We start from the raw sequence: 15,706 nt of genomic DNA, 5'->3' as shown, positions 1-15,706 counted from the left end.
TTGTTATTAAAGGGTAACTGTGGAAAAAAGTGTGAAATTGACTGAAGATAAAAAATTGGCCTCTGATATTCTAAAAGAGGTTGCAGATACTAATAATAACGATAATGATAAAGTAACATTATTTGATATTAAAACAGCTTTACATGAGCGTGGTTTTGGTATTTTAATAATCATCTTCTCTTTACCGCTATCAGTACCTATACCTGTTCCACCTGGCTATACAACCATTCTTTCTATACCTTTAATCTTATTTTCACTGCAGCTTCTATTTGGGTTTGATTCTCCTTGGATGCCTAATTGGCTAGAAAGGAAATCTTTTCAACGTTCAACACTAGCTCTCGTGGTAGAGAAAACTTCACCTACATTAAAAAAAATAGAAAAGTTCATGAAACCAAGAATGTCTTTCATTTTTCGTGGTCCTGGTGAAAATATTTTAGCATTTATAATGCTGCTTTGTGCATTATCGATAGCAATCCCACTTCCTTTAACTAACTTCATTCCTGCAATTGGTACAACTCTCATTTCACTGGGTATCATGAGCAAAGATGGATTTCTCTCTATAATGGGAGTATTAGTATCATTGTGTGGGTTATTACTTACTCTTGTCGTAATAGTTAAAGGACCACAGCTTATATTTGGAGCATTTTCTTTTCTAAAAAGCTTTGTATATGGTTAAGCTTTACAACACTTTAACAAAAAAAAAAGAGCCCTTTACACCGATCGATAAAGATCATATAAAAATGTACGTTTGTGGGCCAACAGTATATGATACAGCACATATAGGTAATGCACGTTCTATTGTTGTTTACGATGTATTATTTCGACTGCTTAAATTTTGTTATGGAAAAGTTACTTATGTGCGTAATATAACCGACATCGATGACAAGATAATCAATGCAGCAAATGAGAAAAATAGTAATATAGAAAGCATTAGCAAATATTACACTAAAACTTTTCATGAAGACATGGAAAGCATAAATTGTGCAGAACCAACATATGAACCAAAAGCAACGGAAAACATAGATAACATTATCAAGTTAATTGAGTCTTTGCTGCAAGCTGGTCATGCTTATGAATCCAATAAACATGTATATTTTAGTGTAGAATCTTACCCTGAATACGGCGTTTTATCAGGAAAAAAAATTGATGAATTAAACTACGGTAGTAGAGTTGAAGTTGGTGAAAATAAAAAACACCCAGGAGACTTCGTACTTTGGAAACCTGCAAACGAAACTGACTATAAACTTTCAAGTCACTGGAATAGTCCATGGGGAGAGGGAAGACCAGGGTGGCATATAGAATGTTCAGCAATGTCATATGCTTACCTTGGCAAAGATTTTGACATTCACGGTGGGGGTATAGACTTGCAATTTCCTCATCATGAGAATGAAATTGCACAGAGTAAATCTGCATTTGCTGAGTCAACGTTTGCAAAATATTGGGTACACAACGGGTTTCTTACGGTAAATGAAGAGAAAATGAGCAAATCCTTATTTAATATAGTCAAAGTAAGGGATTTGTTAGATAGTGGAATAAAGGGTGAAGTAATACGTTATGCGCTGCTTAAAACTCACTACAGAAAACCACTTGATTGGACAGAAAATGTTATCTCTGAGTCGCAAGAAACTTTAAACAAGTTTTATCGGTTATTACGTAGTACATGTATTGAGGAAAGTGATGCAGAAGTCTCTAAAGATTTTATAGAGGCTTTGAAAAACGATTTAAACATTCCTGAAGCTGTAGCCATATTGCATGAAATGGCTACAGAAATCAATAAGACAAGTAATGAATGTGAGAGGCTCAAATTAACTAAGAAGTTTGTTAAAAGCGCAAGGTTCATTGGTATTCTTGAGTCAAGTTATCAAGAGTGGTTTGCAAGTGGTGTGAGTCATCAAGAAATAGAAAGGTTGATAGACTTAAGAAAAGTAGCAAAACAAAATAAAGATTATGATACTGCAGACAAAATAAGAGAGCAATTGAAACAAATGGGGGTTACAATTTCTGACAACGAAGATGGTACAACAACTTGGTATGGAAAATTATCTCCTATTGTTTATAGATAGCCTAGTATCATCGCTTATCTTACCCATACATCAAGGTTTTGTACTTTACACTATGTTATGCTTTAGGTCAAACTACGATCAACTACTTATATTACTTTTTGGAGTATTAGGATCCAGTCTTGGTGGAATAGCTAACTGGTATTTAGGTAGAATAACAATTTTTATCAGAAGATCACATCACAAATTAGAGAATGAAGACAAAACACCAAAAATTGTAAGGCACCTACTGATTTGTGCAGTTGCATTGCTTTCGTGGGTACCAGCACTTGGAAGTGTGACTCAGATTTTATCCGGTTACTTCAAGTTAAACCTTTATATTCTTGTTCCCTTAATTATTTTATCTAACTTCCTCTGTTTGTTGTATCTAACGTTTACCATCTAACTAAACATCAATAAACAACTTTTCTTCTGGTCATATTGAGCTAAATTTCTTCTTCAAACTACCTTTTAAAATGCTTTTATTAGTTTTTGTCATAATACGATCAAATACTCCTAATAACCTCTTAAGTAAGCTTGGGGTTAGCGAAGAGATAGGATTAACAGATACGTTGTTGTTTTTATCATCACCATTTGCTTTGTAGTCTATTGAAATAATCCCCCTACTCTTCCCACCAGTCAGAAGTTTTCCGATTATAGGGATTTTCAACAAAGATTTGTTAATTGAGTATGCCGGTATTACTTGTCCTTCAACCTGGAATTTATAACCCTTAATATCGAGCGTACCACTAGTGCTAATGCCTAGTTCCGCTCCTTCAAGCCAAGATTCTTCAATTTCAACAGTGCCATCTTTATATGAAAAAGGTGCATTACACTTATAAAAATGTACACCTTCGTTCTTTATAGCATTTACAATACCAGGCAGTGAAGACATTGATAATAAAGTGGTAAGCAGTGGAGCATCTTTGATATAGAAATTGCTGATAGATAACATACCATAATGTTCTCCATTTTCTCTCTTAGAAGATAGATAAAGAGATAATTTGCCATTTTTAACTGATTTACCAATACCTAAAGAACGCAAAAGCATACCTGAATTATCCGAATATATTTCAAGCCCTATTTCACTATGTTCTACTAGTATATTACTGTTATCTTCTAAAAACTGTCCTGTGAATTGACTTCCACTACAATCACCTTTAGCACAAGTTACATTTAGCTTAGCATCTTTTATGATAATTCCTTCTTTCATAATTATATTATCAACATTCATAGTAACTTCTATTTTGTTATTTAATCGATTACTATCTTTGCCAAGTAAACCTAACACATCACTTAAGTTGATTTTCTCACCGTGAATAGTTATGGCATTTTTCTCCTTACCTGATTCAATTTCTATACTAAAATTATTATCAGGTAATTTAAAGTTGCTAGAATTTAAATATAGATTTCCATTTTCTACTCTTCCGCTAAATTTTATGTCTAGATCATTTCCTACAACGTCTAGTTTGTCTATTAGCAACTTACCTGCTCCTTTTAGCCTTGTAGAAAATAAAACTTCATTGTGATCTTCAAAATGGTTTTTCCACCCTAAGTAGCTTGAACGCAACTCGAGCTCTGATAAATCTATATTACCATTAACGTACCCTGTTTTGTCTTGATACATTACTGACTCTATATTTGCATTGATATAACCATCACCGAAATTAAGTATTTGAGCAGGTAAATCTCCAGTCAAACTCCAGACAAAATTTTCATTTTTATTGCTACTTTTGAGGTCAAATAGAAGCTGTGTATTATTTACCATACCACTGCCATTTAAATCTATAAAGTCACTCCCAAAATCGAGCTTAATATCATACTTACCAAAACTTCCATTATACACCACCAAATTATCAATTTCAGAATGAAATTTGGCCGAAAAATCTACTTTTTTATCACTAGAGTTTAGATTAAAAATGCGAAAATTGAATACAGACTTTGCTATTCCACCTACTTTATCTCTTTCAAGTTTTACCACATCATCCAGCTTAAATCTTATAGGCTCATATAACCCATAAGCATCACTTACAGCCTGACCATTAATGGTAAGAACAGAATCTTCTTTATTGAGAGAGTTCATTTCAATATGACCACTATTGATAGTAAAATTCTGAAACTTAGCTCTATTTACAATAATTTTGAGATTGTTATCCTTGAGAGTTAACTCACCGTTCAACTTCTCCACTCGTTCAAAATCCTCATCAAATTGAACGCTGCCATTTTCTATATCAGCAACAATTACAATACCTGACAGATCATCATTTATTAAACTATCGATTTTACCGTTAAAACTTATAATTGTATTTATAATATTCCCATCAATATTATTACAATACCACTTTCTAAATTCATTGTTCACTAGACCATCTGGTACATAAGTACATAAATCTTTTGCAACAAGTTTACTAATATTAACTCTAAGCAAAGCATGATTTGTGCCAAAGTTCATTTTGCCAATCAAAGAAAGGTAAGTATCATTTAACTTAAAATGAAAGTTTTTTACGCTAATGATTTCATTACTATATGTCAAATTTACATTTACATTAGTCAAGGCTAAGTTTTTACCTGAGTGACTCTCTGTATTTAACACGTATATGTTTCCATCCATAACTTCATCCTTTCCATTAATTCTCATTGAGAAGTTCCCTTTGAACCCTATTTCTTTGTCCAAATTGTAACTTTTAACTAGTGTGGAAAACTCGTTAAATAGCCCCAACTTTAGGTTATAAAATGTTCCATACAAATTTAACAAATTATTGCGATTTTTTATCATAATAGATAAATCATCTAGAATCCCCTTTTTATCTTTTGTATGAACACGAATATCCAAAACATTAAAATTTTCCTCCTTTCCTACATATACTTTATCAATGAAGAATTCACCTTCCGTGCTTTTATTGACAGCAATGTTAGTAATTTCAATCCTTGAGTCTGCATTTAAGTAGAAAAAAATTTTTCTTATTGTCTTCAGCAGATTTTTTGTACTACTCATCTTATCTGTCATTACAGATGTTGTTATTCCTCTGGTCTCTTCCTTCTTGATATATATGTGTACATTACCAGCTAAAACCTGAGAGAACTTTTTGGAACTTAACTTAAAGTGTACGAAAAGCTCAGGAACTTCTATGGTAAAGTCAGGATTTGTTATTTTTAAATCTGTAATGACTAGCTTGCCATCTTTCTGCCAAATAACCGAGGTACTCTCCATGCTGACATCCGAATTGGTAAATATCTTTAATATTTTTTTCTTTATATAAAAATTAATATAACTAATATTGATTTCTAAAGGACCTTCCCCTTTAAAAGGGATAAAGAAGCAGAATATAAATAATAAAATTATAGAAAATGATAGAGCTATTTTTTTAAGCATCGATTATTGCTTTTCTTGCTAAGCTGTCGGCTTCTTCATTGTATTTATCACCATTATGCGCTTTAACCCACTTCCAGTTAATCTCATGTTGCAAAGCAACATCGTCTAATTCTTTCCATAATTCTATATTTTTTACTGACTTCTTATTACTTGTCTTCCAGCCGTTCATTTTCCACTTCTTTATCCATTCTGTTATACCGTATTTAATATAGAGGCTATCCGTATACAAACTGATATTACAAGGAAATTTTAATACCTTCAGTCCATTGATCACTGCTGTTAACTCCATTTTATTATTTGTAGTATTTTCTTCTCTACCACAGATGTTCTTTCTATGATTTTGAAATAATATGATTGCTGCCCACCCTCCTGTCCCTGGGTTACCAGAGCATGCTCCATCTGTGTATATTGTCACTTCCTTTTTCTTCATCTTTAACTGTAGTGAATTAATAAAGTATATCGTTGCTTCTATAAAATCACAATTTTTATAGATATAGAGGCAATTTAAGCCGCACCTTTAAATTTTATTATGGAAATAAAAAAAAGTGCTACAACGAGCATTATTAGAAGAGAAAGTAAAAGATAGTTTTTATGTTCTTTCATGGTTAAAACAAATCAATAGAGCAGTAAATAACGCTGGCAAACAGAGAAAATAGATAAGAAATCGAATAAGAAAACATTTTTTTCTGCGAGCTATGACTCTTAAGCCTTATAACGGATGCAGCAAACCAAATAAAAACACACCCTTCAATAATTGCCATACTGAGGTAAAATAGAGCCTTTTTCAAAAATAGTGCTGGAAGTAAGCTAGTTAATACGAGTAACACGCTATAGATTAATATATATTTCCTCGTTTTTTCTGGACCATAAACGATATTGAACATTGGAATCGATGCTTTTGTATAATCTTCAGATCTATTTAAGGATAGAGCCCAAAAATGTGGTGGAGTCCACATAAAAATTATTAAAAATAGAATACAACTTTCCCAGCTTACAGAGTCAGTTACAACCGCCCAGCCAATCATTGGAGGAAAAGCACCTGCTGCACCACCAATAACAATATTCTGCGGAGTACGCCTTTTGAGCCAAATTGTATACACAAAAACATAAAATAATATGCTAATTGCAAGCAAAGCAGCAGAAACATAGTTCACTGCTATTGCCATGATAAATACTGACAATATTCCAAGAGTTATGCCAAATTCAAGCGCGCTTTCTGCAGAAACTCTACCTGAATGTATAGGGCGGTTTTTTGTTCTCTCCATAAGCAAGTCTATATCTCTGTCATACCACATATTTATTGCACCTGCAGATCCTGAACCAAGAGCAATGCACATAAGAGATATTAGTGCAAGGAAAGGATGAATGCTACCTGGTGCAGCAACCATTCCAGCAATTGCAGTAAACACTACAAGGTACATTATCCTTGGCTTCAGCAAATGCCAAAAATCCAGTATTGTTGATTCAACATTTAGCAAAACACTTGTGTACATTCTATTTTATCACTGGTGGTTTTTCAAAAGTATGAAAAGGTGGTGGTGAAGATACCGTCCATTCTAAAGTGTCACCTTCCCAAGGATTATCTCCAGTTTTTTTGCCCCACTTAAAGAGATGTATAACTATAAATACAAAAAACATAACTGAAAGAAAGGACATATATGAGCCAATTGAGGATATATAATTCCAAGGGATAAACGCGTCGGGATAATCAGGTATACGCCTTGGCATACCTGCTAATCCCAGGAAATGCTGGGGTAAGAAAGTGACATTGGTGCTAATAAAAGTGAGCCAAAAGTGTATCTTTCCTAAACACTCGTTATATTGCTTACCTGACATTTTGCCTATCCAATAATAAAAACCGGCGAAAGCTCCAAATAATGCAGCAAGCGACATGACATAGTGAAAGTGAGCAACGACATAATAGGTATCGTGCAAAAGCTTATCTATTCCACCGTGAGAAAGAATTATTCCGGTTATACCACCTCCAACAAACATGAAAATAAAACCTAATGCAAACAGCATTGGTGTCTTCAATTCAATCGCTCCACCCCACATAGTTGCAATCCAACTAAAGACTTTTACACCAGTTATAACACCAATGAAAATTGTGCTAGTGCTAAAAAATATAGCAGCATCCTCGCTAAGCCCAACAGTAAACATATGGTGAGCCCAAACCATGAAGCCAAACGTTGCTATTCCTATCATGGCATAAACCATTCCCATATAACCAAATACTGGCCTATGAGAAAAAGTTGACACAATCTGACTGATGATACCAAATGCAGGAAAAATAATTATGTAAACTTCTGGATGACCAAAAAACCAAAACAGATGTTGAAATAACACAGGATCACCACCACCAGCAGGATCAAAAAAGGAGGTACCTATATTACGATCAGTGAGCAGCATAGTTATAGCACCAGCAAGTACCGGTAAGGCAACAATTAACATAAATGACGTGAGTAAAATAGACCAAACAAATAGTGGTATCTTAGTTAGTGACATACCTTTTGCACGCATATTGAATATGGTAACTATAAAGTTGATCGCCCCAACAATTGATGACATACCAGCAATATGAAGTGCAAGTATAGCAAGATCAACTCCTGCACTTGGGTGGGACATAATTTGCGACAAAGGTGGGTATAAAGTCCATCCTGTTCCAGGACCTTCGCCAGCAAATACCGAGAGGATAAGCAAAATAAAAGATGAAACTAACAACCAAAAACTTAAATTATTCATACGAGGAAATGCCATATCTGGTGCACCAATCATGAGAGGTACGAACCAATTACCAAATCCTCCCATTAAGGCTGGCATTATCATAAAAAACACCATTATTACCGCATGCCCTGTAATCATTACGTTATATAGCTGGTAATTATTGTTAAGTATATTAATGTGCATTAGCTGAGTACGAATAATTACCGATAATAATCCACCAATAATTCCAGCTAATATGGAAAAAATAATGTATAGTGTCCCTATATCTTTGTGATTAGTAGAAAACAGCCAACGTCTTATACCTTTTGGTACATCACTCATATCTATACTCCAAACTTAACTTACTAATTTTTTATCTTCAATCCACTTATTAAAATCTTCTTTACTCACTGCTTCAACAACAATTGGCATAAATCCATGACCTTGACCACATAGTTCATAACATTGCCCATAATAAATACCGGGCTTTGTAACGTTAAACCATGCTTCATTCAGCCTACCTGGTATTGCATCAATTTTTATACCAAAAGCCGGTATTCCCCAGCTATGTATTACATCTCCTGCTGTCACTTGTAAACGAATATTAGTATTGATAGGTAAAATAACGTTATTATCAACAGAGAATAGTTTTAAATCTCTTTCGGTAAAGTCTTCTTTTCCTTTTATATAGCTGTCAAATGAAATACCTTGATATTCTGGGTACTGGTAACTCCAATACCATTGATGACCAATAACTTTTAGTGTTATGTCAGCTTTTGGCACTTTCTCCTGTAGTTTAATTAATTCAGCATTTTTAAAAGCCAATACCCCAACAATAATCGTTGGTATAACAAACCAGATAATTTCTACAAAGATATTATGAGTTATTTTACTGACATTTTTCACTTTGCCCTTACGAAAGCGAAATACTATATAAGCAAGCAGGGCCCATACAAAAAGCATAATTGCAATCATTACACTCATCACAAACGAATGTGACTTAACTACAGCCTCCATTATCTCAGTTGCAGGCGCAGGAAATCCAAATTGCCAAGAAGTAGGAGCAGAAGCAATTGATATGTTTGAGTAAAACATTATCAATAATGCAAATAACTTCACCATATTTTTTGCTGTAAAACTAACTGTATAATAATATATATACACTTACTATGCAAACAGAGATTATAGAATGTACACAAGTGTTTTGCTAAATATTGAATCAAAAGTAAATGATGATTAATGTTTTTTTAGCATTTAATAAATATACTAATACGATACTAACTTGAGGAAAAAGCATTTACATGAATCTATTTTAAGTTAAAATATTATAATATTTTAAGTTAAGTATTTACTTTAAGGAAGTTCTATAATAAGTTTAATAGTGTCTGTTATTGCTAATAACCCTCTAGCCTCACACCTAAAAGCAGTAACAGACACTATTAAACTTTAGGTAAGTTTGCCTATTTATAATTCATTGAGGTAAAAATCTTACTAATTCCTTTAATTCTATTATACAGCTGAGTTTACTAATTAACCTTTAATGTTTACGTTAGCATTTGCATCTTAAATCAAAGATTTACATATTATAGAAAATAATTATAAAATAATACACTACTTGTGTGTAAATTTTTTTGCATATCAAACTCTGTAAACAAATTTTTTAGAAAAGCAAAATAAATTATCTCTCTATGAAAGATCTATCGAATGTTGCAATTATAGGTGTAAACAAGAACGATAAAAGAGTGCGGGATTGAGTAACTATATATACTTCTGCTGGCATACCAGGATATAGGTATACGTTTTTAAATTGAGCAAGTTCTGATTTTGGTATCACCACTCGCACTGAATAATAACGCCCCATCCTTGGATCATCAAGAGCATCAGGGGAAATATGGTTTACTATACCGTTAATTAAACTTAAGCGACGTGCACTATAAGCGCTCAGCCTTACTTTAACTTTTAGCCCTTCTAGTCCGTCGACAGAGACTATATTGCTATCTTTCTTTTTTGCTGACAGTATCTCTTCTATGTTTCTGGTTAGAACTTTAGCATCTATTATTAGATCATCATCTGATGGTACTATACTCATGATTGGAACTCCAGATTGTATAACACCACCTTCAGTGTGGTATCTTATATCTGTAACTATACCATCTTGAGGTGATTTAATTATTGTACGTGCTAACGAATCTTCAGCAACCATCAGCCTCTCTTTTAAGTCTGCAATAGATGTATTGACTTCCTTAAGCTCAGCATTTGCTCTTTCTTGAGCATCATTCTTCACATTTATAATCTCTAACTCATTTTCTCCAATCTTTTGCTGTACTTGAGATATTGCAGAACGGTAATGTCCAACTCTACCCTCAATTTCAGCAAACTGTTTTTCTAAAGCTAAAATGTGTGGTTTGCTTATATGGCCACTATCAAGTAATTGTCTTTTTGTTTCTAACTCCTCAGTTATCAAGTCATATTGCTTATGGGCTGCATTTAGTTGAAAATTTAGCCCTGCTAATTCATCATTTAACTGCTTTATACGTTGTTGCAGTATGTCAGTTTTTCCTAATATACTCTTTCTCTGAGAGTTGAACAACTTTACCTGATTCTTTATCGCTTTATTTACAAGTTCATCGTTAGATAATCTTTTAACCTCATCAGAAAATTCTAGCGTATCTAAGTCTCCCCTAATTGCAATAAGTCTTGCTTCAGTTGCCAAAAGTGATAAGAGTTTTTCTTTAATTATACTCAAATTTGCCTTTTCGTTAACATCACTTAATAAAACTAAAGGCTCATCTTTTTTAACTGTTTGACCTTCTTTTACTAAAATTTTGCTTATTATTCCCCCACCCAAGTGTTGCACTATTTTTCTATTTGAAGAGACAATAACTTCTCCACTTGCATGCACTGCTCCGTCAATTGGAGCTATAGCCGACCAAATACCACCTATTCCAAAAAAGATGAATATCACGACTAAACCAAAAAATAGTGGTCCCCATGTGACTTTTAGGACTTCATTTGCGTTATTACTCTCACGTTTAAAAATAAAATTTATCATCGCATCAATCCATGCGAACGTCTTATCCAAAAATTGATATTTCTTCTTTCTATTTCCTGCCCTTTGCATATCTATATCATCACTACCAATCAGGCCTGTCAAAGAAAGTCCAGCACTAAGCTTTTTTAACTTACTCATTATAATACTACTGCGAATTCTTGTTAATCAGGATAACACACAAAAACAAAGAATCTATATCTTAAGTACTCTACTTAGACTATGGAACATCAGAATAAACTATTTAGTAACAATTCTTATACTCTATTGAATGGTTCAGCATTAGGCTAGAAAATCAAAAAGGTTTTACAATAACCATAATAACTATAATTATTATTAACACTGTTACTGCTTCGTTTAAAACACGAAAATAAACGTGAGTTTTCTTATTCAAGCCCACTACAAAATTTTTCCTATGCTTTGCAAGTAGGAAATGAATAGCAAACATTAAGAATAATGCTAGCGCTTTTACATGAAACCACCCTTCGTGATATGGTTCCCTAATAATCATTAGCATAATTCCAAAACTAAGGGAGAAAAGCATTGCAGGGTTTATGATATATCTAAGGAGTCTCTTCTCCATTATTTGAAGTAAGCTGTCATTTTCTGACCCTGGTTTTACAGATGCATGGTAAACATAAAGCCTTGGCAAATAGAGCATACCTGCCACCCACATAATTACAGAGATAACGTGAAAAGCTTCAAACCAGTGATAGTAGTCCATATAGATAGTATTATAAAATGTTAAAAATTTCTGGTATGATCTCAATTTAATAAAAGAAAGTCAATATGAAAGCAGAAAATTTCACTAAAGAACAGGTGATTGGATTCTACAGAAAAATGCTTCTCATACGCAGATTTGAGGAAAAAGCAGGACAATTATACGGAATGGGATTAATAGGCGGATTCTGTCACTTATCAATAGGGCAAGAAGCAGTTGCAGTTGGGACTCAAGCTGCATCAAAATCTGGTGATGCTTTTATCACAAGCTATAGAGACCATGGCTTAATGCTTGCATGTAATTCTGATCCGAATGTTGTGATGGCAGAACTAACCGGCAAAGAAACAGGGTGTTCAAAAGGCAAAGGTGGCTCCATGCACATATTTGATGTTGAAAAAAATTTCTTTGGTGGACATGGAATAGTAGGTGCACAAGTCCCAATTGGCACAGGAATAGCATTTGCTAATAAATACAAGAAAAAAGATAACGTTGTATTCACATATTTTGGTGACGGTGCTGCAAATCAAGGACAAGTATATGAATCATTTAATATGGCATCTTTGTGGAAGTTACCTGTGGTTTATATCATAGAAAATAACGAATACGCAATGGGAACTTCTGTACAAAGATCAACTTTAGTAACTGAACTATATAAAAGAGGAGAGAGTTTTGGTATTCCTGGAAAACAAGTTGATGGAATGGATTTTTTCTCTGTCTATGAGTTAACAAGTGAAATAGCTGAGCACGTACGTGGGGGAAAAGGACCTATCTTGCTTGAAATGAAGACATATCGATATCGTGGACATTCAATGTCAGATCCTGCTACTTATCGCTCAAAAGAAGAAGTTGAAGATATGAAGCAAAATCATGATCCTATAAGCACCCTAAAGCAGTATATAACAGACAATAAAATCGCTTCTGATGAAGAATGCAAAGCTATTGATAAGGAAATACGAGATTTAGTAAAAAAGTCAGAAGATTTTGCTAAAAATAGTAAAGAGCCAGGCATTGATGAACTATATACTGATGTTTATAAATTTGTTAGCTAATCAGTTGCCATCAAAATTATGTTTTGGCCTACTATAGATATTTTTTGGCAGCACTTAACTTTATTATATAACAGCCTAGTCAATAGAAACTGTAGTAACTCTTATATTATTGATATACACCGCTCTTGGATCATAGGTTAAATGAGTTTTATTTGACTTTTTGTGCTAGTTTGCAGAATATAAAGTTATTAATTGAATAAAATACATGACAAAAGAAAACTGGGAGACAGTAATTGGACTTGAGGTACACGCTCAGGTTTCTTCTAAGACAAAGCTATTTTCTAGTTCACTAACGGAATTTGGCACTGAGCACAATACTCAAGTTTCTCTAGTTGATGCAGCAATGCCAGGCACACTACCAGTATTAAATTATAGCTGCATAGAGCAAGCAATATGCACCGGACTTGCAATTTCTGCAGAAATTAATAAATGCTCTTACTTTGACCGGAAAAATTATTTTTATCCCGATTTACCACAAGGTTATCAAATAACCCAGTTCTTTGAGCCAATAGTTAAAAATGGCAAAGTTTTTATCAATAATAATGAAAAAGAAATAAGAATCGCAAGAATTCACTTAGAGCAAGATGCAGGAAAGAGTATTCATGAAGAAAGCAAAACTTACATAGATTTAAATCGTGCAGGTGTTGCTTTAATGGAAATTGTTTCAGAGCCAGATCTTCGTTCATCTGCAGAAGCTGCAGAATTCATGAAAAAATTGAGGCAGATTTTGCGTTACATCGGTTCATGTGATGGTGATATGGAAAAGGGGTCACTTCGCTGTGATGCAAATGTTTCTGTTCGCCCAAAGGGCAGTAGCACATTTGGCACTCGTTGTGAAATAAAAAACTTAAATTCAATACGTTATATTGTACAAGCTATAGATTATGAAGCACAAAGGCAGATCAAAATTTTGGAAAGCGGAGGAGAAATAAGTCAAGATACCTTATTGTTTGATGTCACTTTAGGAAAAACAAAAGTGATGAGAAGCAAAGAAGATTCAAGTGACTATAGATATTTCCCTGAACCTGATTTGCTACCTGTTGAAATAAGCCAAGACAAAATTGATTCTATTAAATCATCTTTACCCGAGTTGCCAGATCAAAAAAAACTTCGATACATAGCGGAATTAGGTATCAATGAATATGATGCAGACGTTATCACTTCTGATAAAGAAATTGCCGATTATTTTGAAAAATTAGCAAAAAAGCATGATTCAAAGATTGCAGTTACCTGGTTAACCGTCGAGCTTTTCGGTCGTTTAAATAAAACAAATATTGATATTGTTAGCTCTCCAATTAAAGCAGATGCTTTATCCGAGCTCCTCGACTTTATCGTCGATGGAACGATCTCTGCTAAACTTGGTAAACAAGTTTTTGATATTATGTTTGAAACTGGAAAGCCTGCATCCCTTATTATAGAAGAGCAGAATCTCAAGCAAATAACTGACACATGTCAAATCTCAGAGGTAATAGATAAAATCATCAATGACAACCAAGATAAAGTTCAAGAATATAAGGGTGGTAAAACAAGATTGTATGGGTTCTTTGTTGGTGAAGTCATGAAATCCACCAAAGGAAAAGCCAGCCCTGATGTCGTAAACTTGGTTTTGAGTGAAAAATTAAAATTGAGTGCCTAGGTGTACGGTCCCAGATCTTTTGCTATTTGCTTGACTTGTTTCTTTAAATAGCTTCTAATTTAAATTCTGCTGTCTATTCTCTTTCATTCATAACCTTTTGCAAAACGTTTTTGCTTTCTTCTCTGCTGGTCACTATTGCTTATATAAAGCAAGTACAGTACTGAATGATGTTGCAAGCACTCAGTTCGGCAATACTATCGATTTAAGACGAAGTTAAGATTTCGATTTTTTATTCAAACTTTTCTGAAAGTTTTTATACATATTGAAGACATCTTGATAATTTAGGTGAGTGTAAACTTGAGTAGTTTCAAGGCTTGAGTGGCCAAGCAGCTGTTGTATTGATCTTATGTCAATATTTTCCTGAAGCAAATGAGTAGCAAAACTATGGCGAAATGCATGTGGAGATAAAATTTCTGGTAAGTTTAAAAATCTTCTTATTTTTTGCAAACGATTAGCAACATAAGTTCTTCCCAATTTTTTTCCTCTTACCCCCACAAAAAGATGTCCCGCTTCGTCAAAGTGGGGACAAGCTTTTATATATTTTTGTATACACTTTTTTACTACTGGAAGAATAAATACCTGCCTTTGTTTATCTCCCTTACCTGTTACTATTAAACTTTCATTGCTAATATCACTAACCTTAAGATTCAGTGCTTCAGTGATTCTTAAGCCCGTACCATATAGCAGAACGACAATTGCAATTTCTCTTTTTACCACCCAAGGCTCGCCTAGATCAGGCAATTTCATTTCTTTCAATAGAGTTTCTATGTTAGATATTGAAAGTGCTTTAGGTAGAGTTCTTCTCTGAATTGGCCTTGATAAAGAAAATACCGCTTCATTATTTATTTCATAATTGTTTTTTATATATTTGAAAAAATTTCTGATTACTGACAATGCGCGAGTGTTAGATCTCGCATTTACACCTCTTGCATAACGAGAGGTAAACCAACTTCTCAGTTCAGGTATGCTTAATTTTTCTAAAGAGCCAACATTTACTTCTTCACCAATGTGAGTATTTAGGAAATTTATAAGATCTTTGAGGTCCCTCATGTATGACTCCAAAGTGTTTGGTGAGTAAGACCTGTTGTACTTTAGCCAATCATACCATTTTTCAATGATTGAACCGAGGTCCACAG

13 protein-coding genes are annotated in these 15,706 nt (G+C 33.7%); 5 read left to right on the top strand and 8 right to left on the bottom strand.

Features of this window, described 5'->3' with window-relative positions:
• Positions 1-19 precede the first annotated feature (19 nt).
• The 3 genes from OOK82_RS02575 to OOK82_RS07690 are packed head-to-tail and all read left to right on the top strand — an operon-like array spanning position 20 to position 2,445.
• A complete protein-coding gene (locus OOK82_RS02575; protein WP_007302767.1) occupies positions 20-676 on the top strand; it encodes an exopolysaccharide biosynthesis protein in 657 nt (218 codons plus the stop codon).
• Positions 669-2,063 (top strand): cysteine--tRNA ligase, encoded by a 1,395-nt coding sequence (gene cysS, locus OOK82_RS02570; RefSeq protein ID WP_064085935.1) that lies wholly within the window; start codon positions 669-671, stop codon positions 2,061-2,063. Before OOK82_RS02575 ends, cysS begins: the two co-directional genes overlap by 8 nt.
• A complete protein-coding gene (locus OOK82_RS07690; RefSeq protein ID WP_012481730.1) occupies positions 2,032-2,445 on the top strand; it encodes a YqaA family protein in 414 nt (137 codons plus the stop codon). Before cysS ends, OOK82_RS07690 begins: the two co-directional genes overlap by 32 nt.
• 30 nt (positions 2,446-2,475) lie before the next feature.
• Here OOK82_RS07690 and OOK82_RS02565 read toward each other — a convergent pair whose 3' ends face one another.
• The 7 genes from OOK82_RS02565 to hemJ form a co-directional block, all read right to left on the bottom strand.
• Complete coding sequence (locus tag OOK82_RS02565; RefSeq protein WP_264704408.1) at positions 2,476-5,412, bottom strand: DUF3971 domain-containing protein; 2,937 nt, start codon at positions 5,410-5,412, stop codon at positions 2,476-2,478.
• Positions 5,405-5,842, bottom strand: coding sequence for a ribonuclease HI (rnhA, locus tag OOK82_RS02560; RefSeq protein WP_264704407.1), 438 nt, complete (start codon positions 5,840-5,842; stop codon positions 5,405-5,407). The genes OOK82_RS02565 and rnhA overlap by 8 nt, the downstream gene beginning before the upstream one ends.
• 175 nt (positions 5,843-6,017) lie before the next feature.
• Positions 6,018-6,905: a heme o synthase gene (locus tag OOK82_RS02555; protein ID WP_264704406.1), complete on the bottom strand. Its 888-nt coding sequence runs from the start codon at positions 6,903-6,905 to the stop codon at positions 6,018-6,020.
• Position 6,906: 1 nt separating this feature from the next.
• Positions 6,907-8,457 (bottom strand): cytochrome c oxidase subunit I, encoded by a 1,551-nt coding sequence (ctaD, locus tag OOK82_RS02550; protein WP_139686463.1) that lies wholly within the window; start codon positions 8,455-8,457, stop codon positions 6,907-6,909.
• Between the two features lie 15 nt (positions 8,458-8,472).
• Complete coding sequence (coxB, locus tag OOK82_RS02545; RefSeq protein ID WP_264704405.1) at positions 8,473-9,237, bottom strand: cytochrome c oxidase subunit II; 765 nt, start codon at positions 9,235-9,237, stop codon at positions 8,473-8,475.
• A 556-nt stretch (positions 9,238-9,793) separates the two neighbouring features.
• A complete protein-coding gene (locus OOK82_RS02540) occupies positions 9,794-11,305 on the bottom strand; it encodes an HlyD family type I secretion periplasmic adaptor subunit (RefSeq protein WP_264375606.1) in 1,512 nt (503 codons plus the stop codon).
• Between the two features lie 154 nt (positions 11,306-11,459).
• Entirely contained in the window at positions 11,460-11,888 is a 429-nt protein-coding gene (gene hemJ, locus OOK82_RS02535) for a protoporphyrinogen oxidase HemJ (RefSeq protein WP_264704404.1), read from the bottom strand.
• A 65-nt stretch (positions 11,889-11,953) separates the two neighbouring features.
• Here hemJ and pdhA point away from each other — a divergent pair, with 65 nt between their 5' ends.
• Together pdhA and gatB are read left to right on the top strand one after the other, a co-directional pair.
• Complete coding sequence (pdhA, locus tag OOK82_RS02530; protein WP_108784629.1) at positions 11,954-12,934, top strand: pyruvate dehydrogenase (acetyl-transferring) E1 component subunit alpha; 981 nt, start codon at positions 11,954-11,956, stop codon at positions 12,932-12,934.
• 205 nt (positions 12,935-13,139) lie between these two features.
• Positions 13,140-14,570 carry an Asp-tRNA(Asn)/Glu-tRNA(Gln) amidotransferase subunit GatB gene (gene gatB / locus OOK82_RS02525; RefSeq protein WP_264687148.1) on the top strand — a complete coding sequence of 477 codons (1,431 nt, stop codon included), beginning with the start codon at positions 13,140-13,142 and terminating at the stop codon, positions 14,568-14,570.
• A gap of 213 nt (positions 14,571-14,783) precedes the next feature.
• Here the strand turns inward: gatB and OOK82_RS02520 are convergent, their stop codons facing one another.
• A complete protein-coding gene (locus tag OOK82_RS02520) occupies positions 14,784-15,704 on the bottom strand; it encodes a tyrosine-type recombinase/integrase (protein ID WP_264704403.1) in 921 nt (306 codons plus the stop codon).
• Positions 15,705-15,706 lie beyond the last annotated feature (2 nt).

The organism is Wolbachia endosymbiont (group B) of Apotomis betuletana (assembly GCF_947250475.1).
In the GTDB taxonomy this organism is placed as follows: Bacteria; Pseudomonadota; Alphaproteobacteria; order Rickettsiales; family Anaplasmataceae; genus Wolbachia.
This window is presented reverse-complemented; position numbering and strand designations above follow the sequence as displayed.

Coding starts and splice junctions, on each gene's coding strand:
- cysS (WP_064085935.1), top strand. CDS start 669: ATGGTTAAGCTTTACAACACTTTAACAAAAAAAAAAGAGCCCTTTACA.
- OOK82_RS07690 (WP_012481730.1), top strand. CDS start 2,032: ATGGAAAATTATCTCCTATTGTTTATAGATAGCCTAGTATCATCGCTT.
- OOK82_RS02565 (WP_264704408.1), bottom strand. CDS start 5,412: ATGCTTAAAAAAATAGCTCTATCATTTTCTATAATTTTATTATTTATA.
- rnhA (WP_264704407.1), bottom strand. CDS start 5,842: ATGAAGAAAAAGGAAGTGACAATATACACAGATGGAGCATGCTCTGGT.
- OOK82_RS02555 (WP_264704406.1), bottom strand. CDS start 6,905: ATGTACACAAGTGTTTTGCTAAATGTTGAATCAACAATACTGGATTTT.
- ctaD (WP_139686463.1), bottom strand. CDS start 8,457: ATGAGTGATGTACCAAAAGGTATAAGACGTTGGCTGTTTTCTACTAAT.
- coxB (WP_264704405.1), bottom strand. CDS start 9,237: ATGGTGAAGTTATTTGCATTATTGATAATGTTTTACTCAAACATATCA.
- OOK82_RS02540 (WP_264375606.1), bottom strand. CDS start 11,305: ATGAGTAAGTTAAAAAAGCTTAGTGCTGGACTTTCTTTGACAGGCCTG.
- hemJ (WP_264704404.1), bottom strand. CDS start 11,888: ATGGACTACTATCACTGGTTTGAAGCTTTTCACGTTATCTCTGTAATT.
- pdhA (WP_108784629.1), top strand. CDS start 11,954: ATGAAAGCAGAAAATTTCACTAAAGAACAGGTGATTGGATTCTACAGA.
- gatB (WP_264687148.1), top strand. CDS start 13,140: ATGACAAAAGAAAACTGGGAGACAGTAATTGGACTTGAGGTACACGCT.